29 protein-coding genes and 2 tRNA genes are annotated in these 26,377 nt (G+C 75.5%); 19 read left to right on the top strand and 12 right to left on the bottom strand.

Annotation, left to right across the window (positions count from 1 at the left end; genetic code table 11):
* Positions 1-77: 77 nt before the first annotated feature.
* Positions 78-557 carry an ATP-binding protein gene (locus tag ABT014_RS15140; protein WP_350639185.1) on the top strand — a complete coding sequence of 160 codons (480 nt, stop codon included), beginning with the start codon at positions 78-80 and terminating at the stop codon, positions 555-557.
* 24 nt (positions 558-581) lie between these two features.
* On the opposite strand, the gene ABT014_RS15135 is transcribed toward ABT014_RS15140, so the two are convergent.
* Positions 582-1,022: a helix-turn-helix transcriptional regulator gene (locus tag ABT014_RS15135; RefSeq protein WP_350639184.1), complete on the bottom strand. Its 441-nt coding sequence runs from the start codon at positions 1,020-1,022 to the stop codon at positions 582-584.
* A gap of 137 nt (positions 1,023-1,159) precedes the next feature.
* On the opposite strand from ABT014_RS15135, the gene ABT014_RS15130 reads away from it, so the two are divergent.
* The 4 genes from ABT014_RS15130 (at position 1,160) to ABT014_RS15115 (ending at position 3,605) form a co-directional block, all read left to right on the top strand.
* Entirely contained in the window at positions 1,160-1,600 is a 441-nt protein-coding gene (locus tag ABT014_RS15130; protein ID WP_350639183.1) for an STAS domain-containing protein, read from the top strand.
* Positions 1,601-1,819: 219 nt separating this feature from the next.
* Positions 1,820-2,524, top strand: a complete 705-nt coding sequence (locus tag ABT014_RS15125) for a metal-dependent hydrolase (RefSeq protein WP_350639182.1) — start codon at positions 1,820-1,822, stop codon at positions 2,522-2,524.
* 70 nt (positions 2,525-2,594) lie between these two features.
* Positions 2,595-3,251: a hypothetical protein gene (locus ABT014_RS15120; protein ID WP_350639181.1), complete on the top strand. Its 657-nt coding sequence runs from the start codon at positions 2,595-2,597 to the stop codon at positions 3,249-3,251.
* Between the two features lie 9 nt (positions 3,252-3,260).
* The gene (locus ABT014_RS15115) at positions 3,261-3,605 is read left to right on the top strand and encodes a hypothetical protein (RefSeq protein ID WP_350639180.1); all 345 of its coding nucleotides are present in this window, start codon (positions 3,261-3,263) and stop codon (positions 3,603-3,605) included.
* Positions 3,606-3,718: 113 nt separating this feature from the next.
* On the opposite strand, the gene ABT014_RS15110 is transcribed toward ABT014_RS15115, so the two are convergent.
* Entirely contained in the window at positions 3,719-4,237 is a 519-nt protein-coding gene (locus tag ABT014_RS15110; RefSeq protein WP_350639179.1) for a DUF1990 domain-containing protein, read from the bottom strand.
* A gap of 140 nt (positions 4,238-4,377) precedes the next feature.
* Between ABT014_RS15110 and ABT014_RS15105 the strand changes: the two genes are divergently transcribed.
* From ABT014_RS15105 to ABT014_RS15095, 3 genes are all read left to right on the top strand, one after another.
* Positions 4,378-4,599, top strand: coding sequence for a hypothetical protein (locus ABT014_RS15105; protein WP_350639178.1), 222 nt, complete (start codon positions 4,378-4,380; stop codon positions 4,597-4,599).
* Positions 4,600-4,707: 108 nt separating this feature from the next.
* Positions 4,708-5,004 carry a hypothetical protein gene (locus ABT014_RS15100; protein ID WP_350639177.1) on the top strand — a complete coding sequence of 99 codons (297 nt, stop codon included), beginning with the start codon at positions 4,708-4,710 and terminating at the stop codon, positions 5,002-5,004.
* Positions 5,005-5,362: 358 nt separating this feature from the next.
* Entirely contained in the window at positions 5,363-6,178 is an 816-nt protein-coding gene (locus ABT014_RS15095) for a DUF1206 domain-containing protein (RefSeq protein ID WP_350639176.1), read from the top strand.
* A 49-nt stretch (positions 6,179-6,227) separates the two neighbouring features.
* Here the strand turns inward: ABT014_RS15095 and ABT014_RS15090 are convergent, their stop codons facing one another.
* Positions 6,228-7,454, bottom strand: coding sequence for a serine hydrolase domain-containing protein (locus tag ABT014_RS15090; RefSeq protein WP_350639175.1), 1,227 nt, complete (start codon positions 7,452-7,454; stop codon positions 6,228-6,230).
* A gap of 170 nt (positions 7,455-7,624) precedes the next feature.
* On the opposite strand from ABT014_RS15090, the gene ABT014_RS15085 reads away from it, so the two are divergent.
* Positions 7,625-8,122: a cupin domain-containing protein gene (locus tag ABT014_RS15085; RefSeq protein WP_350639174.1), complete on the top strand. Its 498-nt coding sequence runs from the start codon at positions 7,625-7,627 to the stop codon at positions 8,120-8,122.
* A 180-nt stretch (positions 8,123-8,302) separates the two neighbouring features.
* Positions 8,303-9,475 (top strand): AI-2E family transporter, encoded by a 1,173-nt coding sequence (locus ABT014_RS15080; protein ID WP_350639173.1) that lies wholly within the window; start codon positions 8,303-8,305, stop codon positions 9,473-9,475.
* An 82-nt stretch (positions 9,476-9,557) separates the two neighbouring features.
* On the opposite strand, the gene ABT014_RS15075 is transcribed toward ABT014_RS15080, so the two are convergent.
* Positions 9,558-9,630: transfer RNA gene (locus tag ABT014_RS15075), tRNA-Ser, on the bottom strand.
* Positions 9,631-9,879: 249 nt separating this feature from the next.
* Here ABT014_RS15075 and ABT014_RS15070 point away from each other — a divergent pair.
* Positions 9,880-9,977: transfer RNA gene (locus ABT014_RS15070), tRNA-OTHER, on the top strand.
* 284 nt (positions 9,978-10,261) lie between these two features.
* Complete coding sequence (locus ABT014_RS15065) at positions 10,262-10,825, top strand: HPP family protein (protein WP_350639172.1); 564 nt, start codon at positions 10,262-10,264, stop codon at positions 10,823-10,825.
* A 23-nt stretch (positions 10,826-10,848) separates the two neighbouring features.
* Here the strand turns inward: ABT014_RS15065 and ABT014_RS15060 are convergent, their stop codons facing one another.
* Entirely contained in the window at positions 10,849-11,316 is a 468-nt protein-coding gene (locus ABT014_RS15060; protein ID WP_350639171.1) for a DUF6924 domain-containing protein, read from the bottom strand.
* A 254-nt stretch (positions 11,317-11,570) separates the two neighbouring features.
* Between ABT014_RS15060 and ABT014_RS15055 the strand changes: the two genes are divergently transcribed.
* Complete coding sequence (locus ABT014_RS15055) at positions 11,571-12,767, top strand: phospholipase D-like domain-containing protein (RefSeq protein ID WP_350639338.1); 1,197 nt, start codon at positions 11,571-11,573, stop codon at positions 12,765-12,767.
* Positions 12,768-12,815: 48 nt separating this feature from the next.
* Here the strand turns inward: ABT014_RS15055 and ABT014_RS15050 are convergent, their stop codons facing one another.
* Together ABT014_RS15050 and ABT014_RS15045 are read right to left on the bottom strand one after the other, a co-directional pair.
* Positions 12,816-13,445, bottom strand: a complete 630-nt coding sequence (locus ABT014_RS15050; protein ID WP_350639170.1) for an AF_1327 family membrane protein — start codon at positions 13,443-13,445, stop codon at positions 12,816-12,818.
* Positions 13,442-14,245, bottom strand: a complete 804-nt coding sequence (locus tag ABT014_RS15045) for a type 1 glutamine amidotransferase domain-containing protein (RefSeq protein WP_350639169.1) — start codon at positions 14,243-14,245, stop codon at positions 13,442-13,444. The genes ABT014_RS15050 and ABT014_RS15045 overlap by 4 nt, the downstream gene beginning before the upstream one ends.
* Positions 14,246-14,442: 197 nt before the next feature.
* On the opposite strand from ABT014_RS15045, the gene ABT014_RS15040 reads away from it, so the two are divergent.
* Positions 14,443-15,510, top strand: coding sequence for an AraC family transcriptional regulator (locus ABT014_RS15040; RefSeq protein ID WP_350639168.1), 1,068 nt, complete (start codon positions 14,443-14,445; stop codon positions 15,508-15,510).
* Between the two features lie 17 nt (positions 15,511-15,527).
* Here ABT014_RS15040 and ABT014_RS15035 read toward each other — a convergent pair whose 3' ends face one another.
* Together ABT014_RS15035 and ABT014_RS15030 are read right to left on the bottom strand one after the other, a co-directional pair.
* Positions 15,528-16,967: an MFS transporter gene (locus ABT014_RS15035; RefSeq protein WP_350639167.1), complete on the bottom strand. Its 1,440-nt coding sequence runs from the start codon at positions 16,965-16,967 to the stop codon at positions 15,528-15,530.
* Positions 16,964-17,545: a hypothetical protein gene (locus ABT014_RS15030; protein ID WP_350639166.1), complete on the bottom strand. Its 582-nt coding sequence runs from the start codon at positions 17,543-17,545 to the stop codon at positions 16,964-16,966. Before ABT014_RS15030 ends, ABT014_RS15035 begins: the two co-directional genes overlap by 4 nt.
* A gap of 174 nt (positions 17,546-17,719) precedes the next feature.
* On the opposite strand from ABT014_RS15030, the gene ABT014_RS15025 reads away from it, so the two are divergent.
* Positions 17,720-20,425, top strand: coding sequence for a helix-turn-helix transcriptional regulator (locus ABT014_RS15025; protein ID WP_350639165.1), 2,706 nt, complete (start codon positions 17,720-17,722; stop codon positions 20,423-20,425).
* A gap of 215 nt (positions 20,426-20,640) precedes the next feature.
* Entirely contained in the window at positions 20,641-21,147 is a 507-nt protein-coding gene (locus tag ABT014_RS15020) for a hypothetical protein (protein WP_350639164.1), read from the top strand.
* 33 nt (positions 21,148-21,180) lie between these two features.
* Here the strand turns inward: ABT014_RS15020 and ABT014_RS15015 are convergent, their stop codons facing one another.
* From ABT014_RS15015 to ABT014_RS15005, 3 genes are all read right to left on the bottom strand, one after another.
* On the bottom strand, positions 21,181-21,552 hold the full coding sequence (locus ABT014_RS15015; RefSeq protein ID WP_350639163.1) for a hypothetical protein: 372 nt from the start codon (positions 21,550-21,552) through the stop codon (positions 21,181-21,183).
* Positions 21,553-21,679: 127 nt separating this feature from the next.
* On the bottom strand, positions 21,680-22,408 hold the full coding sequence (locus ABT014_RS15010; protein ID WP_350639162.1) for an SDR family oxidoreductase: 729 nt from the start codon (positions 22,406-22,408) through the stop codon (positions 21,680-21,682).
* Positions 22,409-22,500: 92 nt separating this feature from the next.
* On the bottom strand, positions 22,501-22,959 hold the full coding sequence (locus tag ABT014_RS15005) for a MerR family transcriptional regulator (protein ID WP_350639161.1): 459 nt from the start codon (positions 22,957-22,959) through the stop codon (positions 22,501-22,503).
* A 345-nt stretch (positions 22,960-23,304) separates the two neighbouring features.
* Between ABT014_RS15005 and ABT014_RS15000 the strand changes: the two genes are divergently transcribed.
* The 3 genes from ABT014_RS15000 (at position 23,305) to ABT014_RS14990 (ending at position 26,303) form a co-directional block, all read left to right on the top strand.
* Entirely contained in the window at positions 23,305-24,795 is a 1,491-nt protein-coding gene (locus ABT014_RS15000) for a SulP family inorganic anion transporter (RefSeq protein WP_350639160.1), read from the top strand.
* A gap of 554 nt (positions 24,796-25,349) precedes the next feature.
* Positions 25,350-25,832 carry a GNAT family N-acetyltransferase gene (locus ABT014_RS14995; protein WP_350639159.1) on the top strand — a complete coding sequence of 161 codons (483 nt, stop codon included), beginning with the start codon at positions 25,350-25,352 and terminating at the stop codon, positions 25,830-25,832.
* Between the two features lie 96 nt (positions 25,833-25,928).
* On the top strand, positions 25,929-26,303 hold the full coding sequence (locus ABT014_RS14990; RefSeq protein ID WP_350639158.1) for a hypothetical protein: 375 nt from the start codon (positions 25,929-25,931) through the stop codon (positions 26,301-26,303).
* The last annotated feature ends 74 nt before the right edge of the window (positions 26,304-26,377 follow it).

The raw sequence follows: 26,377 nt of genomic DNA, 5'->3' as shown, positions 1-26,377 counted from the left end.
CCGGCCGCGAACCGGGCGGAATGCGGGCGTCCGTCCGGGGCAGGTGTCCGTCATGGACCAGGAACGGAGGCCCGGACATGGGTGAGGCGTCGGTGCGGGCCACCGGGTGGGCCCGCTCGTTCCCGATCGCGGGAGGCATCAGGGCGGGGCGGCGGTGGACCCGGATCCACCTGGACTCCCTCGGCTGGACGGCGAGCGCGCCGGACACCGTGGACGCGGTCCTGATCACCGTCTCCGAGCTGCTGACCAACGCCCACGTGCACGCGCACAGCAACGCGGAACTGGTGCTGGTGTGGGACGGGCGGTGCCTGCACGTGTCCGTGCACGACGCCAGCGCCACGCTGCCGGTGCCCCGCGCCGCGGACGGCGAGGCGCTCGGCGGGCGGGGGATGGCCATCGTGGCCGCCCTCGCCGACGAGTGGGAGGTGCGCCGCCAGCAGCGGGGGAAGACGGTCAGCGCCTGCTTCCATCCGCCGGGCGAGAACGACCCGCACGCGCAGGACCGGGCCATGGGGCTGTGCGACCCGGCCGAGCCGGTACCGGAGCCGCCCGGCTGACCGGTGCCCCGGGCGCGGCGGGTGTCAGGACTCGTCGCTGGGCGCGCCGGGCTGCTCGGGCAGCGGGTGGTCGGGCAGAGGGTGCTCGGGCAGTCGGTGGTCGGGCATCGCGTGGCCCGAGCCGGGGTGCTCCTGGGATCCGACGGCGCTTTCGGTGCCGTCGGGTTCGCGCGAGGGTGCGAGCAGGTCGAGCAGCGCACTGACGCTCAGACCGGCCTCGGCCGGATGTCTGAGCCAGGTACCGGTGGCGATCTCGTAGTGGTTGCGGCGTCCGGTGCGGGTGCGGGCGAGGTACCCGGCCTGTTCGAGGTCGGTCACGATCGCCTGCACGGCGCGTTCGGTCAGCTGGGCCTCCTGGGCCACGTCGCGCAGCCGGACGCCGGGGTCGCGTGCGATCGCGGCCAGGACGCGGGCGTGATTGGTGACGAAGGTCCAGTTCGTCCTCGCGGGTTCGTCGATCGCCATGCCTCCACCGTAGGACGAGCGATTCCCTCTTCGCTACATGTGAATCGCGGTTCCGGTATATCTTGACGTGAAAACGTGTTCGTACCACCATGGGAAGTGCCTTCCGTCCGCCACCTCCCACGTTCAAGGACCTGGCCATGACCGAGGATCCGTCCACCACCCCGCCCGGCCCCTCGCACCCGTCCGGCCCGGCGGGCCGCCTGTCCGTCGCGGTGGTCCCGGGACTCTCGCGGCACCTGGCCCGGCTGGTCGGCGAGATCGACATGGACGTGGCCGCCGACCTGCGGGAGACCCTGGAGCGGGCCCTGGCGGACGCCGGTACGGGCCTGGACCTCGACATGTCGGGCGTCACCTTCTGCGACAGCTTCGGCCTCAACACGCTGCTGCGGCTGCGCCTGAGCGCGCTGCGCAGCGGGCGCACGCTGGTCATCGTCCACGCCGGTCCGCAGCTGGCCAAACTGCTCAGCCTCACCGAGACGACCGCCCTGTTCACCGCTCCGCTCAACGGCTCCGCGGCGGCCGGCGGCGCCGGGCCGGCCGGGCGTGAACCTCCCTACGGCGAGGTCCCGTTGCCCTGACCGGCGACCACCGGGCTCAGGCCTCGGCGCCCGAGATGCGGGTCATCAGGCCCACCAGCAGCTCGGCTTCGGCCGCCTCTCGCTCCGGACCGCCCGCGGGCCGCCGCGCCCGGAGGCGTGGATCGGCCGCCCCCGGGTAGCCGACCGGCCGTCGGGCGTCGCCCGGTCGCGACGCCGCCCCGGAGCAGGAGGACCGAACAACTCCATGTCGAGCACGCCATGATGGGCCACTCCCACGCGGTGAGCGGGGCCCTGCTGTACGCGGCCGCCGCCCCCTTCCTGCCGCAGGCGCTGTTCGGCCGGCCGCTGTCGCCCGGCGAGGTGCTGATGGGGACGGTGCTGTGCGCCGGCGCGGCGCTGCTGCCCGACCTCGACCACCACGACGGCACGGTGGCGCACCTCCTCGGCCCGGTCACCCGGACGCTCTGCCGTCTGGTCGCCCGGATCTCCGGCGGCCACCGCCACGCCACCCACTCCCTGCTGTTCGTCGCCCTGGCGGGCTGGGGCACCTGGGCGGCGCTGGCCCGCTGGGGGCGCGGCTTCGCGCTCGGCCTGGGCTTCGTCCTGATCGCGCTGGCCGTCCAGGCCCTGCACCTGCACCCGGGCGGCGCCGGGCCGACCGGCCGGCTCACCACCCTCGGGCTGGCGGCGGTCGGCACGGCCGGGCTGGACACCTGGGTCCCGGCCACCGCCGACCTGCTCCCGTACACGGTGACCCTCGGGGCACTGGCCCACCTCCTCGGCGACTGCCTGACCAAGCAGGGGGCGCCACTGCTGTGGCCGCACCGGCGGCGCTACGAACTCGTGCTGATCCGGCGCACCGGCAACCGGGTGGAGACCCGCTTCCTGGTCCCGCTGATGACGACGGCGGCGTTCGTCCTGGTCTGGCTGGCCGCGTTCGCCCCGGCCGTCCTCACCGGCTGACCCCTCCGCCCGCCTGGGTGTCGGTGGCCGGTGCTAGGTTTCGCCGCGTCGCACGGAACGGGGTAGATGAATGGGCAGGTCGACGGCGGGCCGCCGGAGCGCGGCCACGGTGTGGCGCGGGCTCAACGCGCGCCAGCAGGCGTTCCTGCTCGCCGTCGTCGAGGCCCGGCTCCCGGCCGGGGACGGCGGCTGGATGCTGTTCTCCCTCGACCCGGCACCGGACGGGCCGGCCGGCGCCACCATCCTCGACGGCCTCCGAGTCGCCGGGTGGAGCACCCGCGGCGCCCGCTCCACCCTCCGCGCCCTGCTCGAGCGCGACCTCGTCACCATGCAGTTCGGCCTGGTCCGGCTCCTCGACGGCCGCCTCGCCCACCGCACCAGGGCCCGCGCCCTGCCCTTCGGCCACGAGACGGCCGCCGCGGCCCGGGGTGCGGCCGGCGAGGAGGATCCGTTCGCCGACGGCCGGAACATGTGCTGGGTGCTGGAGGGGTTCGGCGCCGACGACCGGCTCCACTCGGTCGTAGAGCTGACACGGGACCAGTTCCTGGCGATCCGGGACGTGTTCGACCTCAGCGCCGACGAGTGGATGATCGTCGGCGACCACCCCTTGCCCCTCGCGGCCCGCAGCCGGCTGCAGCAGGTGGTCGCGTCGGCCCGGTTCGAGGCCGGCGTGGACTACTTCCTCGGCGCCCGCCAGGACTTCCGGCCAGCCCCGGAGCCGTCCTAGGCTCTCCGCATGCACAGCACCCTGACGGAGCAAGCCCGGTGCCTCTACGGCGACGAGTTCCGGCCGACGCCGCCCTGCGACCTGCCGCACCGCGAGCACCACTTCGTCCAGGAGCTCACCTTCGCGGGCCCGGACACGATCCTCGCCATGCTGCACGAGCTGTGCCCGCCCCCGGTCAGCGGCCACCTTCCGGTCTGGATCCGGCACCTGGCCTACCGCCTGGTGCTGCTGCAACGCCCCGACGAGCTGGTGCTGATGCGGGAGGCCGCGGACTGCCTCGAGCTGTTCGGACCGGACCGGGACGACATCGCGGCAGACCTGCGCCACCGCGCGGACGCCCTCGAAGCGGCCTGACGCCGGCCGTCCCGCCCTGACCCGCCGCGACCGTGATCGTGCCCCGGACCTGCTGGGTCACCGCCCCGGCCTCCCGGCCGGGACCGCGCCGCCGGGTCGGCTCGATACGCCCGCTACGCCGCGCCGCGGACGGCCGCCCGGCGCAGCACCCGGCCGCAGCGCCGGGCGTAGAGGTGCTGGAACGCCAGCGCCAGCGGGAGGCCGAGGCGGGTGTACCAGCGGGCCGGGCGGCTGAAGGCGGTGACGGTGAACCAGACCTGCCCGTCCGGGGCCAGCTCCACCACGAACGCCTCCTCGCCGCACTCCGGGTGCCCGGGCAGCGTCCCGTACGCGAAGCCGGCCCGGGCCGGCTCCTCGACCGCCCACACCACCGCGCACGGCGCGACCAGCGCGAACCGCCCGGCGCCGAGCACCACCCGCACCACCACCCCGGGCGCGGCCCGCTCCGCGTCCGCCCGTATCCCGACCCCGACCGCTCGGTGCATCCGCCAGGTCAGCACGGTCCTGCCCGCCGCCGCGAACACCTCCCGCCCGGCCCCGAGCCGGGTCCGGTGCCGCAGGTGGCGGTAGCCGGCCGGCAGCTCGCCGCCCTCCGCCGTGGCGCCGACCTCCCGGTAGCTGAACTCGACCATGCCGGTCCCACCGGTCCTCTTCGATCTCGGCCGTCGCACCGCACGCGCGGGCCCACCGTACCGGCCCGGCCCGTGGGCCGGCTGCTCCGTCCGGGGGGTGGCGAGGTTCGGCGGGGCGCTCGGGCGGGCAGAGCGGAGGGGTGACCACTCCCACCACGCGCCGCCGCGGCCGCCGCCCCGCCGCCCCCGCCGTTCCCCTCCCCACCGTGCCGGCCCGCGGCGCCCGCGGCCCGGCGCCGTCCCGGCCGCGCGGCGGCGCGGGCTGCTGCCGTACCTGGTCCAGCGAGCACCTGTCGCTCAGCGGCTCGGTCGTCCGGACGACCTGGCACGAGCCCGCCTGCAAGGCCCGCAGCCGCCCGTGACCGAGGCGTCGGCCGGCGGCCCGCGCTGCCGCATTCGGCCCACCCGGTGGGCGGCCGGACCGCGACCGGCGTGAACTGGCGGCAGCCGAACGAGGAGGTGTCGCCCCGATGGCGGTCATCATCGTGCACGAGACGCCGGGCGTGACCCGGGAGCAGTACGAGCGGGTCACCGATGTGCTCAGCGGTGGCAAGGGGATGGTGCGCTCGCGCGCCGACTGGCCGGTGCCGGGCCTGATCTCGCACGCCGCCGGGCCCACCGACGACGGGTGGATCGTGGTCGACGTGTGGGAGTCCGAGGAGGCCTTCCGCAGCTTCGCCGAGCAGCTGATGCCTGCCCTCGCCGAGGCCGGCATGCCCGACGTACCGCCCAAGATCTACCCGGCCGCCAACGTGGTCACCGCCTAGACCCCGGGCCCGCCCGGTCGCCGCCGACGCTGGGCACACCGACGGCGGCACCGGGTCCACCGGCAGTCCGTTCACCCTCGGCCGAGCCCCCGCCGGTCGAGCACGTCGACCAGCGCTCGCCGTCGCGAACCGCCCAGCCGTTGCCCCGGTTCCGCCACCTCGATCGGCCGGCCGGTGCTCTTCACGTCGTCATGACGGGCATTCTCCCGAACCGCCCCACCTGCCGTCCAGGCCGTTCCCCGGGGCCCACCGGCCTTGCCGGGTACGGCTGCGCATGGCGGCGGCGCGGCGGGGCAGGCGGGGAGCGGCAGGGTTCGGGGCCGGGCCGTGCGGGCCGGGCGGGTGAAGGGTGGAGGCGATGGTGACGACGTCCGTCGACGGTCGGGCCCCGCACGGTACGGGCGCCGGCGTCCTGCGTGCGGCCGGCCGTTCGGGGTTCACGGCGCGCGGTGTGGTGTACGTCCTGGTCGGGGTGCTCGCCCTGCGGATCGCGTTCGGCGACGGCGGGGAGGAGGCGGACCGGCAGGGCGCGCTGCACCGGATCGCGGCGCAGCCGTTCGGTTCCGTGCTGCTGTGGGTGCTGGCCGCGGGCTTCGCCGGGATGACGCTGTGGCGGGCGTCCACCGCGGTGTTCGGCGAGGCGGGGAGCAAGAAGACCGGCCACCGGCTGCTCTGCGCGGCGCGCGCCGTGTTCTACGCCTCGGTGTGCTGGGGCACGGCCGCCTACGCGGCCGGCAGCGGCGGCGGTTCGGACAGTGACGCCGCGTCACGGGACTGGACGGCCTCCGCGCTCGGGCTCCCCGCGGGGCGGTTCCTGGTGGGCGCGGGCGGCCTGGTGCTGCTGGGCGTGGGCATCGGCGTCGCGGTGCGCGCGGTGCAGCGGCGCTTCCTGCGGAAGCTGGACACCGGGGCGATGGGGCGGCGGACCCGGAGCGCGGTGACCGCCTCCGGCGTGTCCGGGAACGTGGCGCGCGGTGCGGTGTTCGCGGGCGCGGGAGTCTTCGTCCTGGTGGCGGCGGTGCGGTTCGACCCGGGGCAGGCCAAGGGCATGGACGACACCCTCCGGTCGTTCGCGGGCAGCGCCGCCGGGCCGTGGCTGCTGGTCGCGGTGGCCGTGGGGCTGGTGCTGTTCGGCGTGTTCTCGTTCGCGTCCGCCCGCTGGCGCCGCCTCTGACCCCGGCGGCCCGTCCCGCCGGGCCCCGGGGCCGGGCCGGGCGCCGGGTTCAGCCGAAGTCGGGGATCGGGTGGTCGGGGGCGAGCGCCGCCGCGATCCGCTGGGTCACGAGCTGGGCGGTGTGGCCGTCCGGCGCGTTGCGGCCCCGGGTGGTCGACACGGCGATCGCCAGGTGCTCGCACGGGAGGTAGGCCTGGGCGGCGGAGTAGCCGAAGAACAAGGGGTGTTGGCCGATCCAGTCACCCAGCGCCAGGACACCCATGCCGTAGTGGGTGGCCTCGGTGTTCGCGAGGCACAGCGTCGCCGGGCAGGTCGCGGTCGGCGTGCCGAGGCCCACCGTCCGCGGGTTCAGGAGTTCCTGGCGGGCCGACGCGGAGAGCAGCTCGCCGGAGCCGATGCCGGCGGCCGAGCGGGCCAGGTCGCAGATGTCGGTGGTCTCCACGGCGCCGGGCGCGGTGGTCCACGAGGGGTTCCAGAAGGTCGACTCCTCGTACGTCCCGCGGTCGGTGGTGAAGGCGTGCAGCACCGGCGTCGGGATGTCGGGCGTGAAGCTGTTGCGGGTCTCGGCCAGCCCCAGGGGGTCCAGCACCTCGCGCTGGAGCAGCTCGTCCAGCCGGGTGCCGGTGATCTTCTCCAGGGCGGCGCCGAGGATGACGAAGTTGGCGTGCGAGTAGTTCCAGTTGGTGCCCGGGTCGTACAGCCGGTCCTGGTCGGTCGAGATCGCCACCAGCTCGTCGGCCGTCCACCGGCGGAACGGGTCCGCGCCGACGGCCTGCACGAACCCGGGCGACTTGACGTAGTCGACCAGACCGCTGCTGGACGCGCCGAGCATGCGCAGGGTGATGCCGTCCCCGTGCGGCAGGTCGGGCAGCCAGCGGGTGACGGGGTCGTCCAGCGCCACCGTGCCCCGGTCGACCAGGCGCAGCAGCGCCGTACCCAGGTAGCTGATCGCGATGTTGCCGTTGCGGAAGTGCATGGCGGGCTCGGCCGGGACCCCCGTCATCGATTCGCCGAGCGCGCCGGTGACCAGCTCGTGGCCGTCGACGGTGACCCGCAGGATCACCGACCCGAGGTCCAGCTCCGTCCTGGCCTGCTCGGCGATCCGCAGGACGTCGAGCGCCGGCCCGCCGTCCGGCCGTGCGGAGGCGACGCAGCGGTGGCCGTGCCCGCCGGCGCCGCTCACCGACCCGTTCGCGCCGGCGGCCGGAAGGCCGAGGGTGAGGAGGGCGGCGACCGCCACGAGGCGCAGCAGCGCCTTCTTGCCGGGGAGTGTCATGCCCGCAGTATCGGCAGGCGGCGCCCGGTCACCGGCCGCGCGGCCCTCCGACCCGCGCGAACATCACCCGTCGGGCCCGCGCCCCGGCGGGGGCGGTTCGTCGTGCGCCTGCGGCGGCCCGGCGGGACCATGGCGTGGGGGAGGGGCGGGCCCGAGCGGAGGTGGTGGACGTGAGCGATCCCGTGGTGGTCGCGGCGGGGCAGGGGCGGCGGTTCCCCGGTCCGACGGGGCCCGCGATGACGGTGAAGATCGACGGCGCGGCGACCGGCGGGGCCTACTCGCTGATCGAGTACTCGCACGCCCCGGGCGCCGAGGGTCCACCGCCGCACGTGCACCGCCGGCACGAGGAGGCGTTCCGGGTGCTCGCGGGCGAACTGACGCTGGACATCGACGGACGGACCGTCACGCTCGGCCCGGGCGAGTACGCGGTGGTGCCCCGCGGCGCCGTGCACCGCCCCTACAACACGGGGACGGCGGAGGTCCGGTTCCTGTTCATCACCTCGCCCGCGCTGGACGGCTTCTTCGCCGAGCTGGCCGACCTGAACGCCGCCACCGGCGGCCGTCCGAGCGTCAGCGCGCTGCGCGACCTGGGGGCGCGCTGGGACTGCGTGTTCACCGCCCTGCCCGGCGACGACGGGCCGACCGGCCTGGTGAACGAGCCCCGCTGAGGCCCCGCCCGGCGCCGGGCGGCCGGTACGGCGAAGCGCGGGAGATCGAGCCCTGCGGGCGTGCATGGACCGGCGGCCAGGGGGCAGCCGACGGGGTGCCGGCCGGCCCGCGGAGTGTGCCGCGGAGCCCGCCCGCCGACCGGAGGGGTCCAGCCGGTCGGGTCGATCGAGGGAGGGCGCATGACCGCACCGGCGCGGTGGAAGCTGATCACCCGGGCGGCCGCCGGCGGGGTCCGGCGCCAACTGCTGGTACCCGACCCCACCGGAACGGCCGGACCGGCGGACGGCGGGACACGGGCGGCCGGCCCACCCGCTCCCCGTGCGCCGCAGTCGCCCCCGTCGGGCCGGCCGTGGTTCTCCATCGGCCTGCGGCTCTCGCTCGGTGCCCTCCTCGGCTGGCTGATCTTCGAGCAACTCGTGCGCCTGGCCGACCTGTTGACGCTCGGCCTGCTGGCGCTGTTCATCGCGGTCAGCCTCGACCCGGTCGTGGTGGCGCTGACCCGCCGCCGGCTACGGCGCGGGTGGGCGGTGGCAGTGGTGCTCGCGGGGTTCGTCGCCCTCGCCGCCGGCTTCCTCGCCCTGGTCATCCCGCCGGTCGGCCGCGAGGTCACCGTCCTGGTGGACGCGGTGCCGGGCTGGCTCCAGCAACTCCACGACCACCAGTCCACCCTCGGCCGGATCGAGGACCACTACCACCTGGTGGCCCGGGCCAGGGAGCAGCTCGGCGGCGACACCGCCCCCGGCATGGTCTTCGGCGCCGGCCGGCTCCTGCTCGGCACGGTGACGTCCCTGGTCGTGGTGGTCACGCTCACCCTCTACCTGATGGCCGGGCTGCCCGCGATCACCTCGTTCTGCTACCGCTTCGTCCCGGCGAGCCGGCGCGCGGACGCCCGGCGGCTGACCGAGGAGATCCTCGGCCGGACCGGCCGCTACATGCTGGGCAACCTGGTGACCTCCGCCATCGCCGGGGCGGCCACCTTCGTGTGGTGCGCCGCGGTCGGGGTGCCGTACGCGGCCGCGCTCGGCGTCTTCGTCGCCCTGATGGACCTGGTGCCGATGGTCGGATCGACCATCGCGGGCATCGTGGTCAGCCTGGTCGCGCTGACCCTCTCCTGGCCGATCGCCGCCGCCACCGCGGCCTTCTACATCGGGTTCCGCCTGCTGGAGGACTACCTGATCATGCCCCGGGCGATGACCTACGCCGTCGACGTGCACCCGTTCGTCACCATCGTCGCGGTCCTGGTCGGCGGCGCCGTGCTCGGCATCGTCGGCGCCCTGGTCGCCGTCCCGGCCGCCGTCGCGGTCGGCCTCACGCTCGACGAGTTCGTCTTCCCCCGGCTCGACGACCGCTGACCTCCCACGGGCCGCGGGCCTGGACGCTGCCGGGCGCCTCGCCGTGGGAGGTGGACACCGGGCGCATTCGCCTCGCAGTTCGTGGACTCGGCAGGATTCGAACCTGCGCGCCCCGACGAGCAGCCGGGAGCTCTGGCCAACTGAGCTTACGAGCCAACCGCCCCGCTCCAGGCTGTCGCCCTGGTCGGCCGGGGCCGACTGCGATCCGAGGCAGGTCGCGTGCCCGATGCTACGAGGCTGTCGGGGCGCAGGTCGAAGGGTTTGTTGCCGGGGCCGGCCGTGCGTCGCCCGGCGCGTGCCGCCCCGGGGTCAGGGCGTGATCAGTGCCGGGTCAGCCGCCCCGGGCAGCCTGGTGGTCGTGAACGGCCCCGGGGAACGCCCCCGACCGGGGCCGGGCACGGCTGGGAGAGGTGCCCGGAGCGGTTGAACGGGGACCGTGACCCTTCGGGGTCCCGATCGGGTGCTGCTGGCGCCCACGCAGGTTCGAATCCTGCCCTCTCCGCCCCCGCCGGCCCCGCGCGCCCCGCCCGCCACCCGTGACCTCGCCCACACCGGCCGCGCGTCGCCTGGAGGATCGTCCCGGTTCAGAGCCGTGTTTTCGACCGGACTGCCGAGACCGGGCACCGCTGGGCCGGGGTTAGGGTGATCATCGGATCGCGGCGCTCCCGATCGGGGCGCCACGTACGGCCGTGCTCGCGTGACCCGCTCCCTGCGCCGGTGAAGGTCCCCGTCCGCCCCCGTCCCCGGCCCGCCGCGCCCTCCCGGCGCCGGCGAGAAGAAGTGATCGTGAGCATCGACCAGCAGCACGCACCTGCTGCGGCCCCCGGCCCCGCCCCGACCCGACCGGTCTCCCGCCTCCAAGCACTGACCACCAGCCGGGCGCCGGCCCGTCCCACCCCGGCCGCCGCGGCCCACACGCTGGCGTCCGCGACCTCCGTGCTGCTCCTGCTGGTCGCGATCGGCACGGCGATCCACGAACCGCTGCTGATCCCCCCGCTCGCCGCCAGCGCCGCGCTCATCCACAGCGTGCCCGCGCTCCCGCTGGCGCAGCCCCGCAGCGTCATCGGCGGCCACCTGCTCTGCGCCGCGGTGGGCCTGGCCGTCCACGCCGCGTTCGGCAACTCGCTGTGGACGGCCGCCGCGGCCGCCGGCCTCGCCCTCGGCACGACGATGCTCGCCCGCACGCCGCACTCCCCGGCCTGCGCCACCGCCGTGATCGCGGTGCTCCAGGGCCCGGCCCCGGCCCGCTTCCTCGGTACCCTCGGCGCCGCCGCCGTCCTGCTGGTCGGCGCCGGCGTCCTCGCCGCCCGGCTGCGGCGCTCCGTCGCCTACCCGGCGTACTGGTGGTAGGGGACCCGGCAGACCGAAGGGCTTCAGAAGGACCGGAAGACACCGGCGGGGTCGGCCCGGGCAGCGTCGACGACGTCCGCGAAGTCCAGGTTGGCGATCGACAGGTTCGCGTGGATGTCGCCGATACCGGCGGGAACCGTCCGGACCGCCCCGCGGTACGCCTCGAACTCCTCGTCGCTCCCGCACTCCTCCCGGGTCAGCACGGCCACCGCCAGCAGCGCGTGGTCGCGGCCGTCCATCGTCAGGCGGTCCGCCAGGTAGACGACGCTCAGGTCCTCGTCCCCGGCGAGAGCGGCGATCACGTCGTCGGGCGCGGCCCCCGCCCAGGCCGGATCGTCGACAATGTGCAGGTGGGGCTCGATGTCCCCGTCGGGGAACTGCCACGGTTCCGACAGCTCCGCCAGTACGGCCTGCCAGCCTTCCTCGTCGCCGAAGTCGGTTCTGATGATCAGCGCGGCGTACTCGTCGCGGTCGGAAATGGCGGGCAGCATCCTCGGACTCCGGTCTCTGTCAGGTGGACGTACCGCGCACACGATGCCAGCCTGCGCCGACAGCGCGGTCGAACTCCGGATCCCGGTCGGCCCGGACCCCGCGCGGGCGGTCACTGTTCGACGGACCGGGGGGAGTCGAACGGCGTGGACGGGGTAGCCGACGGCCGCTGACCACCGCTGCGTTCCGAGGGGGAACCGTGCTGTCCGAGTCCGTCGTACCGAAGTCCGCGCCGACCGTGCCCGTCGCGCCCGCCGTGCCTGCTGCGCCCGCCGGGGCCGACCCGACCGACCCGGGCGTCCGTGGCCGGGCGCTGCGGCGCCGGCTGGAGGGCCTGATCGGGATCGCCGCGACCGAGGGCAACGAGCTCGTGCCGCTGCGCAACGGCGACGAGATCTTCCCCGCCATGCTGGGGGCCATCGAGGACGCCCGCCGCACCGTCGACATGATGACCTTCGTCTACTGGCGGGGCGACATCGCCCGCCGCTTCGCGCTGCTGCTGGCCCGCAAGGCCGCGGAGGGCCTGCGGGTGCGGCTGCTGCTGGACGGCTTCGGCAGCCGGCTGATCGAGCCGGAACTGCTCGACCTGATGACGTCCTCCGGTGTGCAGGTCGCCTGGTTCCGGCGCCCGGTCCGGCTGTCGCCGCTCAAGCAGAACCACCGCTGCCACCGCAAGGTGCTGGTCGTCGACGGCCGCACGGCCTACACCGGCGGCGTGGGAATCGCCGAGGAGTGGTGCGGCGACGCCCGCAACCCGGCCGAGTGGCGGGACACCCACGTCCAGGTGCGCGGGCCGGCGGTGGACGGCATCGCGGCGGCGTTCGCCCAGAACTGGGCGGAGTGCCGGCCGGACGCGCTGTACGACGAGGCGGACCGCTTCGAGGAGCACGAACAGCCCGGCCAAGCAGTCGTCCAGGTGGTCCGCGGTTCCGCGAGCGTGGGGTGGCAGGACCTCCAGACACTGATGCGGGTGGTCATCTCCTCGGCCGAGCAGCGGCTGCGGCTGGCCACCGCCTACTTCGCCCCGGACGCCTACTTCGTCGACCTGCTGTGCGCGGCCGCCCGGCGCGGCGTCGAGGTCGAACTACTGGTGCCCGGCCGGCACACCGACAAGCGGGTCTGCCAGCTGGCCGGCGAGCGGTACTTCGAGCGGATGGCGGCCTGCGGCATCAAGGTATGGCGGTACGGGCCGACCATGATGCACGCCAAGGTGCTGACCGTCGACGGGGTCGCCGCGGTGATCGGCTCCGCGAACTTCAACCGCCGCTCCCTCGACCACGACGAGGAGGTCGTCCTCGCCACCGTGGACGAGGAGTTCACGGCCCGGCTCGACCGCCACTTCGACGAGGACCTGACGCGCAGCGAACGGATCACCCGGACCCGCTGGCGCCGCCGCGGCCCGACCCGCCGCGCCCTGGAGGCGGCCACCGCCCCCATCCGCCACTTCCTGTGACGGGCCGACCCGCCGAGATCACGACCAGCACCGTCGGGCCGCGCGGGATCAGAGCCAGCCGAGGGTGCCGAAGACGGTGAGGGCCGCGGCGTCGACGGCGAGGATGGTGGCGACGGTGCGGACCTTGGTGCGGATCCGGGGCTGGTCGTGGACGTGGAAGGCGACCAGGAAGAACGGGAGGTAGCCGAGCAGCCAGATGAGGACGGGGCAACTCGCCTGCCACCAGGGCCAGTCCCAGGTCAGGACGCCGGCCCGGTGGAGGAAGATCTCGATGCCGACGGCGAGGGCGGAGTTGACGCCCGCGAACAGCCAGCGGTTGGGGATGCCGGCGATCCGCAGGGCCGGGTCGGCGGGGAGGAGCTTGACCGCGACGACCCCCATGACGGCGAACATCAGGCAGATCTCGATGTTGAGCCCGACCAGGATCTGGTACGCGGTGGGGCCGGTGGCGCCCCAGACCGGGGCGCGGCCGGTGGCGTGCAGGACGAGCGCGTTCCAGATTTCGTTGAACCAGTCCATGCCCCACAGCGCGAGCCCGGCCAGCACGGCGTTCCAGTTCCGCCGCTCGACCTCGACGGCGTACACGTGGAGCACCAGGAGCAGCAGCGGTATGACGTACCACCGGAACTGACTCGGGTCCCGCAGGTGTTCGAGCGCGGCGCGGGCGTGGTCGGTCATCGGATCTCCGGGGACGGGGTGGGCGAGGGTGCCTCGATCAGGTCCGCGGGCGTGCGGGTGGCCGCGACCAGGGCGCGGTACTCGTCGGCCAGGCGGTGGCAGTCGCCCGGCCAGCGGGCCGAGAGGTACGTGCCGTCCTGGACGGTGAATCCGCGCCCGAGCCGGTCGGGCCGGTCGCGCAGCGGCAGCACCGGTCCGGGCGCGAAGTGCGAGCGGTCGGCGAGCGCGGCGGTGACCTCGGTCTGCACGGTGGTCGGGTAGGTGCGGTAGTAGCGGCCGAGCCACAGTCGGGTCAGCTGCCAGGCTGTCAGCTCCATCCGGGAGGTCAGGGCGGTGGTGCGCCGGCCGTGCAGGACCGGTCGCCCGGTCGCCGGGTCCTGGGCGCGGGCCAGCAGCAGCACGCCGTGGCAGACGGCGCCGACCGGGATCTGCCGGGCCATCGCCCGGGCCGCGATCTGCTGGGCCGGGCCGCTGTCGATCAGGCTGCGCACCCGGGGTGCGTGGCCGCCGGGGACGAACAGGGCGGTGACCGCCTCGGGGTCCACCTCGCGGTAGGACAGCGGAGCGGCGAAGTGCGGGTCGCGGGTCATCCGCCGGTAGGTGGCGAGCGGGCCCCGGCGGGTCATCAGCCAGGGGGAGAGCCACGAGAAGCCGAGCTCGGTGAGGCGCTGGTCGGCGTGGGCGATGCGCCCCTCGGGGGTGGCGAAGCGGACCTCGAACCCGGCGTCGTGCAGTGCGGCCCAGGGGAGCGCGGCTTCGGTGGGGTCGTAGTCGGCTTCGGGCAGCAGGAACAGGATCACGTGGTCTCCGGGGCGGTGGAACGGGGCAGGACGGCCGGCGGGTGCGGTGGGCCGCTTCCGGGCAGGGTGGCACCGACCGTAGGGGCGCGGCGGGGGCGCTGTCGTTGATCCGCGCGGCCGGATTGTTGATCGTGGACGGTCGCGGGGCCCGGCCCGGGTGTTGACGGTGGCGGTGCGCGTTGCCTTGACTGGCGGTCATGAACGTTTCGCCGACCCGGGCCGCTGCCGATGCGGCGTCGCCGGGAGCCCTGCCCGCGACGACCCCGCCCACGTCGGGCGGATCGGGCGTCTCGGTGTCGCTCGGCTACGCGCTGGCGGTGGCCGGCGCCGCCGCGGGCGCCGGTGGCGGCGATCCGGCGCTGCTCGACGCGGCGGGCGGCCGGCTGTCGTTCGAGCAGGTCCGCGGTGTCTGGGACCTGGCACTGGGGGAGGGCGCCGACCCCGGGGTCGGGCTGCGGATGGGCGCGGACCTGCGGCCGGCCGCCCTGGAGGTGCTGGGCCACCTGGTGCTCGGCAGCGTGAGCCTGGGGGAGGCGGCCGAGGCGGCGGAGCGCTACCACCGGCTGGTGAGCGAGGCGGGCGAGATCGCGCTGGTGCGGGGCGCGGCGCTGTCCCGGCTGGTGTACCGGCCGGTGGTCGCGCCGCAGAGCATGCACCCGCAGCAGGTCGAGGCGGTGGTGGCGGGGATGGTGAGCGCGGCACGGTGGCTGGCCGGCCCCGGCTGGGCGCCGGCGGGGGTCTCGTTCACTCACACCTGCGGCGGCGACGAGCCGCTGTACGTGCGGGTGCTCGGCTGCCCGGTGGCGTTCGGCGCACCCGAGAACGCGCTGATCGTGCCGACCGCCGAGCTGGACCGCCGCCGCGCGGTGCCCGATCCGGGCCTGACCGCACTCCAACGCCGGTACGCGGACGGGCTCCTGGCGGACCTGATCGGCGCGGTCACGGTCGCCGACCAGGTCCGGCGGTGGCTGGCGGCCGCACCGCTGGACCAGGTGACCCCCGCCGACGTCCGGGCGGCGCTGTGCCTGGGCGAGCGGGCGCTGCGCCGGGCGCTGCGCGAGGACGGCACCTCGTGGCGCGCCCTGCTGGACGAGGCCCGGCACGCCCGGGCCCGGCACCTCCTGGAGAGCACGGACCTGACCACCGACCGGATCGCCCGTGCGGTGGGCCTCAGCGGTGCGGCGGCGCTGGGCCACGCCTTCACCCGCTGGCAGGGGACCAGCCCGGGGGCGTACCGGCGCTCCTGGCGCGCCGGCGGCGTCTGACACCGGCGGTCGGCCGGTCAGTCGGTCGTGCGGGGCCTGCCCCGGGCGAGCAGGACGGCGCCCGCGGCCCAGCCGGCCGCGAACACGGCGGCGGCCACCAGGAAGCCGGCCTGCATCGCCCGCGCCACGTCGTGCAACCGGTCGGTCGGCGCGACGGCGTGCTCCTGCGCGAGGATCACCGACCCGATCACCGCGACACCGAGCGTGCCGCCCAACTGCCGTACGGTCTGCACGATTCCGGAGGCCTGCGGCCGGTCCGCGGCCGGCACCCGGCTCAGTGCGTCGGTGTTGACGGGCGCGAAGACCAGCCCGAGACCGAGCCCGACCAGGGCCATGCCCGGGACGTTCGCCAGGTAGTCGACGCGGGGGAGCGTCGCGGCCCAGAGCACCGTGCCCGCGGTGGCCACGGCCAGGCCGGTCAGCAGCGGCGGCCGGGGCCCGGACCGGTCGTACCAGCGCCCGGCGAGCTGGGCACCCAGCATCAGCGGGAGGATGAACGCCAGCGAGGCGCAGCCCGCCCGCACCGGGCCGTACCCCAGCAGGTTCTGCGCGTACAGGGACGAGAACAGCACGATGCCCAGCATGCTGAACTGGGTGGCGAGCAGCACGACCAGGCTGCCGTTGAAGGCGCGGTGGCGCAGCAGCCCGAGCTGGACCAGCGGATCGCGCGACCGCAGCTGGGTGACCACGAAGACGCCCGTCAGCAGCAGCCCGGCGCCCAGCACGGCCAGGGTGCGGGTCGAGGTCCAGCCCCACTGCGAGGACTGCTGGAGCGCGTACACGGTGGTGGCGATCCCGGACATCAGGAGCACGGTGTGCGGTACCGGGACGCCGAGGCCCGGGCGGGCCGGGTTGGCCGGTGCGGCGCGGCGGACCAGCAGCAGCGCGACCAGGCCCACCGGGATGTTGATCCAGAAGACCGCCCGCCAGCTCACCCACTCGGTGAGCGTGCCGCCGACCAACGGCCCGAGCGCGAGGAAGAGTTGGCTGATCCCGACGTACAGGCCCATCGCCCGGCCCCGGACCGGGGCGGGGAACGCGGCCATCACGATGCTGGCGCTGACGGGCATCATCAGGGCGGCGCCGCAGCCCTGCGCCGCCCGGGCCGCGACGATCCACGGCTCGCCGGCCGCGCCGGTGGGTGCCAGGCCGCAGAGCGCCGAGGCGACGAAGAAGACCAGGATGCCGGCGCGGAAGGTGGTGACCGGGCCGAGCTTGCTGCCGAGCCGGCCGCCGAGCGCCACGCAGGCGGCCATCGCCAGCACGTAGGCGTTGACCACCCACTGCTGGCCGCTCGCCGAGAGCCCCAGGTCGCGGGCCATGGTCGGCAGCGCCACCGTCACCACGGTCTGGTCGAGCATGATCATGGCCAGGCCGCCGGTCATCGCGGCCAGCACCAGCCAGGCCGCGCGCTGCGGCCGCCCGGTCTCCGTCCGGGGCCCGGCGAGGACGCTCACGACCGCACCTCGGCCCGGTGCCCGACCCCGTTGGCGTTCGCGATCGCCTCGGTTCGCTTGAGACCGGCGAGCACCACCAGCACCGGCACCACCCAGTTGAGCAGGAGGGTGCCGCTGCCCAGCGCGCCGGCCAGCAGGTGGCAGAGCGCCATCACGAACAGGACACCCGCCCAGAGCAGCGAGATCCGCCGGTTGACGGCGCGGAACGCCGGGCTGCCCCAGTAGCGGCGGTCGATCCCGGCCCGCGCGTACTGCTCGGTGAACGGCACGGTGAACGCCGAGACCAGCATCACCGCCGCCAGCAGCAGCGCGGCCCCGCCCCGGCCGTAGTCGACCAGCCACTGCTGGACGTGGTGGCCGCTGGTGAGACCGACGGCGGCGAGGGCGCCGAAGGTCACCACGCCCGCCGCGTCGATCAGCTTCAGCCCGTCCCCGACGGCCCCGCGCACCGCGAGGACCAGCGAGCCGAGGCAGGCCGCCAGGGCGGCGAATCCGACCGCCCCGGTGCCGACCCGGTCGGCGATCATCGAGAACAGGACCCAGGGGATCAGCCCGAGCAGGAGGGTGGAGGCTTTCACGGCGTATCTCCGACATCGAAGGAGCAGAACAGCACCCAGCCTGCGCCGCGCCGCCCGCGCGGCCATCCGTCGCACGACAGAGATTTCCGTGCCACCGGGCGCGTTCCAGGTCATCAGGCCGCCCCGCCACCCGCGCGAGCGGCTCCGGACCGGGCCCGCTCTAGGCTGGCGACCATGAGCGATGCGCCGCCGGCCGACCGGCGTGACCTGGGGGCGTACCTGTCGCGCGGGCTGGCACGGGCGCTGGTGCCCGGAGCGGACGGGCCCTCGGCGTTCGTGGTCACCGGCGAGGCCGGGGCGGGCAAGAGCCACACGCTGCGCACGGTGCCGGACGGCGTGCCGGCCGCCGTCCGGCAGGTCGCGGGGTCCGCGGCCGCCGGCCGGGGCCCGTACGCGGTGCTGGCGGAACTGCTCGGCGTGGACCTCGGCCGCCCGGTGCCGGCGCACGCGGCGGACCTGCTGCTGGAGCGGCTGGACGACCTCTGCGCCGCCGGCCCCACCCTGCTCGTCCTCGACGACGCCCAGGAAGCCGACGCCGCCTCGCTCGCCGTACTGAACACCGTCGCCTCCGCCGCCCGCGACCTGCCCCTCGCCCTGCTCGTCGCCCGCCGCTCCCGCCCCGAACGCGAGCCCCTGGCACGCCTGTTGCGGGCGCCCTGGGTGCGCGAGGTGCCGCTGCCGCCGCTGGACGACCTCGACCTGGACGCCCTGGTGCACCAGCACACCGGCCGGTGGCCCGGCGACCGGCTGCGGGCGGCGGTGTCGCCGCACCGCGCCAACGCCCTGCGCGTGCTGACCCTGCTGGACGACCTGCAGCACCTCGGCGCCCTGGGCCCGGCGGGACACCGGCTCGAACTGCTCCCCGGCGAGCCCGCGGCCGGCGCCCTGAGCGGCGGCATCGAGGAGGCCGCGGCGGCCGTGGTGGGGCAGCTCCGGGGTCCGGCCCGCGACGTCGCCCGGATCCTGGCCGTGATCGGCCGCCCGGCGACCGTCGAGGAGATCGCGGCCGTCGCCGGGCGCCCGGCCGTCACCCTGGTCGAGCCGGTGCAGACCCTGCTGGACGGCAGGATCGGGACGTTCCGGCCGGACGGCAGACTCGCCTTCACCCACGAGAGCTACCGGGACGCGGTCCACCGCGCCACCCCCGACCCGCTGCTGCACGTGCTGCACGCCGCCGCGGCCCGGAACGAGGACTCCACCGACCGGGTCCGGCACGTGATCGCCTCCGGCGCCCCCGCCGAGGAGGTGCTCGCCGCCGTCCGCGCCGCCCAGCAGGACCTGGCCCACGCCCCGGCCGTCGAGGCCGACCTGCTCGCCGGCCCCGGGGCGTGGACCGGCCCCTCCGCGGCCGCGGTCGAGCTGGCCACCGGACGCGCCCGGGCACTGGCCCGCTCAGGGCAGCTGGACCGGGCCCGGTCCGTCGCCCGGGAGGCGCTCCGGCACGCCGGCAGCCCGGCCCTCACCACCGAGCTGCACCGGATCCTGATCTTCGTGACGACGCTCCAGGGCGACACCCGGGCGGCCATCGCCCTGCTGGACGAGGCCCACGCCGCCCAACCCCCGGGACGGGTGCGCGACATCCTCGGCCAGCACCGCGGCCAGCTGGTGCAACTCGGCGGCCTGGAACCGCTGTCGCTGCACCCGCCCGCCGGCGACCCCCGCACCCTGACCCTGACCGGCCTGACCGCGGAGGCCGTCCGCCTGTGCCTCACCGGCCACCCGCAGCCGGCGGTCGAGCTGGCCTGGGAGGCCTCGCGGCGGCACATGTCCACGGCCGTGGACCCGTACGAGGGCGCGTCCAGCGACGTCTGGCCGCCGTTCGTCGAACTGCTGGCCGGCGGCCCCCGGAGCGCCGAGCAGGCCCTGCGCGACGTCCAGCAGCTGCGCGAGGACCGCGCCGCCCCGTGGCAGAGCGCCCCGCACCAGCTGCTGCGCGCCGCGATCGACACCGCTGCCGGGCGGCTGGACGACGCCGCCGCGGCCTACGACGACGGCCTCGAACTGGCCGCCGGCGAGGAGTTCGCCTGGATCTCGGCGGCCGTCGGGAACCGGGTGATGGTCGACGTGCTGCGCGACCGGCTGGACGAGGCCGAGACCCGCCTACGCGCCTGGCGGGCGGCGCCCACGGTGCTGCAGTTCGGGCTGCCGCAGCCGGACCGGGCGGAGGTGGCCCTGCTGGAGGCCCGGCGGCGCCACCGCGAGGCCGCCCGCCTGGCCGACCGGGTCTGGCAGGCCACGGCGGACCACCACGCCTTCACCTGGCTGGCCCTGATGGCACCCGAGCTGACCCGGGTCGCGCTGCGCGCGGGCGACCGGGACCTGCGGGCGCGGATCACCGCCGACCTGGCGCGGCTGCCGGCCCCGCTGAGCCCGGCCCTCGCCCCCGCCGTCGAACTGGCCCGCGGGATGCTCGGCGCGGACCCGCAGGAAACCCTGGCTGCGGCCTGCTCCGCGGCGCGGGAGGCGGCCCGGATCGGTGAGGCGCTGACCGAGCTGGCGGCCCGGGAGGAAGCGGCGGTCGCCGCGGCGCAGGCCGGCCTGGCCGACCAGGCGCGCCGGCACGGCCGGGAGGCGCTGCGGTGCGCGGAGGAGTGCGGCGCGAGCGGCGCCGCCCGACGGATCACCGGCCGGCTGCGGTCGGCGGGAGTGCGACTGGGCGCGAAGGCGGGCCGCCGCCGTCCGGTGACCGGCTGGGCCGCGCTGACCCCGACCGAGGCCAAGGTCGCCGAGCTGGTCGCCGCCGGGCTCTCCGGCGCCGGCATCGCCCGCAGCCTGCACATCTCGCCGCGCACCGTCCAGACGCACGTCTCCCACGCGCTCGCCAAGCTCGGGCTGACCAGCCGGCTCGAACTCGCCGCCGCCGCACGGGAACAGCACTGACCCGTCCGGCGAGGGCCCGGCCGGCCGGGCCACGACCGTCCCCGGCTGTGGGCCCGGCGCCGGCCGGGGCAGTCGCCCGGCGGCGTGACCTCCGTCTCTTGTCGACACGTGACTGTCATGGTTTGATCACGACATTTCCGGTCGACGGCCGCCGGTGGCGGGGTGCCGGACCGTGTTCGGCGGTCCTCCCGGCGGCATGGTGGGGGGTGAGGGGTTTGTTCAGGGACACGGAATGCGCCGCGAGCGGTGCCGAGCCGACACCCGCGGAGCTGCGGGACCTGCAGGCACGCGCGGACGCGCTGGCGCGGGACGTCATCGCGATGCGGGAGCGGCTCAGCCGCCAGCCGGGGCTGCCCCGCGGCGTCCGGGGGGCACTGCCGGGGGCGGTGGACGACGCGCTCGCGCAGGCCGCGCAGCGGATCGGCGGCGCGGCCGAGAAGCTGGCCCGGGTGCGGGCCGCCCAGGGGCCGGGATCCTGCTCGGCCTGGTGGGGGTTGTGCCCGCGCTGCGGGCCGACCCTGCGGACGGAGGACGGCCGCTCCTGGTGCACGGAGTGCGGCACCGGCTGGGGCTACGACCGTTCCCAGGGCCCCTGCGGCGAACCGGCGACCTACCTGGCGATGGACGCGCAGGGCGGCACGGTCGTCGTCTGCGCCGCCCACGGCCGCCACATGCAGGAACGCCTCGACGGCGGCCTGCTGCTCGCGATCCCCCTGCCGTAGCGGGCCCTCGGGCGCAGCGGCGGCCTCACGGCCTCACGGACAGGCGGCGGCAGCGCGATCGCGCTGCGCGGAGTGCAGGCGGTGCTCGGCGCCCGTGAGCGGGACCGTCAGGGCGACCGTGACGACGAGCAGCGTCGTCGCGGTCGCCCACGGGTTCCGGTACCGGCGGCCCACCCACCTGCCGGTCCACAGCAGCGCCACCAGCAGCACCGGCCACGGCAGCAGCACCAGCACGAACGCCCACGGGTCGGGCGTGAACTCGTGGTCCTGCGGCTCGCACGGCGCCGGCACCGCCGCCACCCAGGCCTCCACCACCCACGCCACGGTCGCCAGCAGCACCGCGCCCGCCGCCACGCCGCACCCCGACCGCCTGCGGGCCCTGGTCGTCTCCTGCGTACTCGTCACACCACATCAGCACGCCGGGTGGTCCGGCCCGGTTCCCTGCTGCGGCGCAGGCGCCGATCATCGTGCGGCACGGCTTCGCGCCGCCGTCCGACCGTCCGACCGTCCGTGGATCGTGGGGGAGCGCCGGTCAGGCGAGCCATTCCGCGTAGCGGGTCGGAGCGAGTTGGGCGGCCCGGTCGGTGAGGGCGTCGCCCCGGACGACGGCGAACATGCCGGCGGTCGGGTCGGTGACGACCGTGCGGCGGTCGCCCCGGTGGGAGAGGGTGATGCGGCCCAGCTCGTCCAGGGGGAAGACCTCGGGGCCGGCCACGTTGCGGATGCCGCGCAGCGGCGCGCCGGCCGCGACCTCGGCGACCGCGCGGGCCACGTCCGCGGCGGCGATCGGCTGGATCGGCGTGGCGGGCAGCCGGACGGTGTCCCCGTCGGAGGTCCAGGACAGGATCGCGTCGACGAACTCCATGAACTGGGTGGCCCGGACGACCGACCAGGGGAGCGGCCCGGCCGCCAGGAGCTCCTCCTGGAGCACCTTCGCGCGGTAGTAGTCGAGCTCCGGCACCTGGTCCACGCCGACGATCGACAGGACCACGACGTGCCCGACGCCGCCCTTCGCGGCGGCGGCCAGCAGGGTGCCCATCGAGGTGCGGAAGAAGTCCAGGGAGGCTTCGTCGAAGGTGGGGGAGTTCGTCACGTCGACGACGACGTCGGCCCCCGCCACCGCCTCGTCCACGCCGCCGCCCCCGAGCAGGTCGACCCCGCTGGACCTGGAGTGCGGCACCGCCTCGTGGCCGGCAGCCCTCAGATCCGCGACGACCTGCGACCCGATCAGCCCGGTGCCACCGAAGACTGCGACCTTCATGATGTGCCTTTCGTCGGGAGCATCTCTGAAATATGGCATATGTCCCTCCGTCAGGGCGCGGCTGCGCGGGCGCCGGCAGGCTCGCCGGAGCCTCAGGGCCGCGTTGCGGGCGTCGCCCGGGCGAGCCGCTCATGCAGGGTGGCCGCGAAGTCCTCGGCGCGGGCGAGCTGGGTGCGGAGCTTGGCGATCTGCTCGACGGCGGCGTCCTCGTAGTCGCGGATCCGGGCCAGCAGCGCCTGGCGCTCCTCGGGGTCCAGCGTCCCGGTGCCCGGCGTCCCGGTGCCCGGCTCCGCGCCGGCCGGCGCATCGGCGGCGTCGAGCCGGTCGGTGGCCGCCAGCAGGTCGCGCATCCGGTCGAGGCTGAAACCGAGCGGCTTCATCCGGCGGATGACCATCAGACGGGCGACATCGATCTCGGTGTAGAGCCGGAAGCCGCCCTGCGAGCGCGCGGACGGGGTGACCAGGCCGGTCTCCTCGTAGTGCCGGATGGTGCGCAGCGAGAGCTCGGTCCGGGCGGCGACCTCGCCGATCTGCATGTGCTCGCCGTTCATGGCCTACCTCGTCCGCCCTTCGCATGCCGTGCGGTGCCGCCGGGGACGGCCACCGATCCCTACCCTAACGTTAGGGTAGAGTTGCCGGCGGCCGAGGCGGCTGCCCGCCGTACGGGTGAGCCCGCGGCGCCCGGCACCACCGTCCGCCCGCCGCGAACCTCCGCCCCGGTACGTGACGCCGGTGGCCGCGTGGCCCCGCGGTCCCGTACCCCCACGCTTCCGGCCCCGGCACGCCGCCGGGCCGACTACGGATGCCGCCCCGGCCTCCGTGCGCCCCCCGCATGCCCGGTGCACCGCCAGGGCCTGCCCGATCACGACGGGTTCCGCTCCTTGTCCGCTCCTGCTGTGTCCCCGGCCGCGCGCCTGCGCGGTCTGAAGCCCGACTGGCTGTCCGACCCGAAGGTCTGGCGCACCGAGGTGCTGGCCGGTCTGGTCGTCGCGCTCGCGCTGATCCCGGAGGCGATCTCGTTCTCGGTCATCGCCGGGGTCGATCCGAAGATCGGGCTGTTCGCCTCGTTCACCATGGCGGTCACCATCTCGATCGTGGGCGGCCGGCGCGCGATGATCTCGGCCGCCACCGGCGCCGTCGCGCTGGTGATCGGCCCGCTCAACCGCGAGCACGGCTTCGGCTACCTGGTCGCGGCGGTGATCCTGGCCGGTGTCTTCCAGATCGTGCTGGGCGCGCTCGGGGTCGCGAAGCTGATGCGCTTCGTGCCCCGCTCGGTGATGGTCGGATTCGTCAACGCGCTGGCGATCCTGATCTTCCTGGCCCAGCTGCCCGAGCTGACGCACGTGCCGTGGGCGGTCTACCCGCTGATCGCCGGCGGCCTCGCGCTGATGGTGTTCTTCCCGAGGCTCACCACCGTCGTCCCGGCGCCGCTGGTGTCGATCGTGATCCTGACCGCGATCACCCTCGGTGCGGGGATCGCGGTGCCCACGGTCGGTGACAAGGGCACGCTGCCGTCCTCGCTGCCCGTACCGGGCCTGCCGGACGTCCCGTTCGACCTCGACACCCTGCGGATCATCGCCCCGTACGCGCTCGCGATGGCGCTGGTGGGGCTGATGGAGTCGCTGATGACCGCCAAGCTGGTCGACGAGCTCACCGACACCCGCTCCGACAAGACCCGCGAGTCCATCGGCCAGGGCGTCGCCAACATCGTCACGGGGTTCTTCGGCGGCATGGGCGGCTGCGCGATGATCGGCCAGACCATGATCAACACGAAGGTGTCCGGCGCGCGCACCCGCCTGTCGACCTTCCTGGCCGGGGCGTTCCTGATGGTGCTCTGCATCGTCTTCGGGCCCGTCGTCTCCGACATCCCGATGGCCGCCCTGGTCGCCGTGATGGTGATGGTGTCCGTCGCGACCTTCGACCGGCACTCGATCGCCCCGAGGACGCTCAAGCGGCTGCCCGCCGGCGAGATCGCCGTCATGGTGATCACCGTCGCCGTGGTCGTCGCCACCTCCAACCTGGCGATCGGCGTGGTGGTCGGCTCGGTCATCGCCATGGTCATCTTCGCCAAGCGGGTGGCCCACCTCGCCGATGTCACCGCCGTCACCGACGCCGACGGCGACCAGGTCGTCTACTCGGTCACCGGCGAGCTCTTCTTCGCCTCCAGCAACGACCTCACCACCCGGTTCGACTACGCGGGCGACCCCGACAAGGTCGTCATCGACCTCAGCAAGGCGCACATCTGGGACGCCTCCTCGGTCGCCACGCTCGACGCGATCGAGAGCAAGTACGCCCAGCGCGGCAAGACCGTCGAGATCACCGGCCTCAACGAGCCGAGCGCCGACCTGCACGGCCGACTGGCCGGACAGCTCACGGCCGGCCACTGACCGCACCCCCTCACCGACCACCGCACCACCCGGGCCGCAGCGACCCCCCGCCATCGCGGGGTCCTGCGGCCCCGGTGCCGGTGCGGGAGCGGTGATGGGGGGTGAGATCCGGACACCTCGGTCCCGAGCCTCGGCCGGGGACCTACCACCCACCCCCCGTGGCCGCGAGTCCCTCACGATCTCCGTCCGGCCCGACCCGGGCACCGTCGCGCCCGGCACCGACACCGCCGCCGCTCCGGGACGCCACCGCGGCCGGCGCACAACTGTCGGTGCGACCCGTGCGGGATGGGCCGTCCGCTCGTTGAAGGGGTGTGAGCAACTCGCCCGCCGGGAGTCCCGGCCGCCGTCCAGCCCCGAGCGTTCCCCAGCCGCGCCACGGTGCCCGGCCGCCGCGCCGCACCCCGGCCGAGCACCTCGCCGAGGTGCCGGACGACGCCTCGGCCGTCAGGAGCCGGGAGCACCGGAGGGTGCGCGCCGCGCACCGGCTCGTCCAGGGCCTGCTGGGGCGATAGGACCCGTGCTCGGGCCGTGCGGCCCTGGTTAGGGTCGGGTTCATGCCTGCTGCCACCGGGCCCCGGCCCGCTCGTACCCTCCGCCTCGCCAGCAGGGCCGACCTGCCCGCGGTCCTGGCGCTGCTCGCCGACGAGGACCGGGTGGTGGACCCGGCGACCGTCGTGGTCACCGAGGCGTACGAGCGCGCCTTCGAGGCGATCGACACGGACCCGCGGAACGAGATGCTGATCCTGGTGGACGGCAGCGCCGTCGTCGGCTGCGTCCAGGTGACCTACGTCCCGGGGCTCGGCAGGGGCGGCGCCGAGCGCGCCCTGGTCGAGGCGGTACGGATCCGCGCCGACCGGCGGGGGGACGGCCTCGGCCGGAGCCTGATGGCGCAGGTGATCGCGAGGGCGCGCTCGCGCGGCTGCGCGCTGGTCCAGCTGACCAGCAACAAGCAGCGCGAGGACGCGCACCGCTTCTACGCCGCACTCGGCTTCGCCCGCAGCCACGAGGGGTTCAAGCTCCCGCTCCACCAGCCGTGATCATGAGCCGTCTCTCCCCGTCGTCCACGATACCGGCCGCGAGCGCGCCGGGCCGCCTCCGCCGCAGCGGCGACCCCGGCGCCTACGGTGTGACGCATGACCGGACGTCACGGTACGGATGCCGAGCCGGCCGCTGCGGTGGCCCGCGAGATGATCGACGCGCACCTGACTGCCCGCGCCGAGCACCGGCGGCAACTCGCTATCGATACCCACGCGCCGCAGCCGCAGGCCGTCCTGCGCGCGGTCCAGGACCGGCTGACCCGCCGGCGGGAGAACGGCGAACTGCCCGGCCGGACCGTCCAGGACATCCTGGCGGCCGCCGAGCAGAACGCCGCGCGGGAGGCGGTCGAGGCCGAGGCCACGTCCGCCGGTCCCGCCGTCGCCGAGGCGGGCCGCCGGCGCCTCGCCGCGCTGCGGGAGTGGCTCGGCGCGCACGGCCAGCTGCCGGATCCCGCGACGGACGGCGACTGACCGGCCCGCCCGGTGACCGACCGGGCCGGGACAGGAACGGCGGCGCGCCCGGCAGGGCGGGCGCGGGCGAGAGG

The organism is Kitasatospora sp. NPDC094015, assembly GCF_040304075.1.
Classification (GTDB): Bacteria; Actinomycetota; Actinomycetes; order Streptomycetales; family Streptomycetaceae; genus Kitasatospora.
The sequence above is the reverse complement of the archived record's forward strand: the minus strand, read 5'-3'. Positions and strand labels throughout refer to the sequence as shown.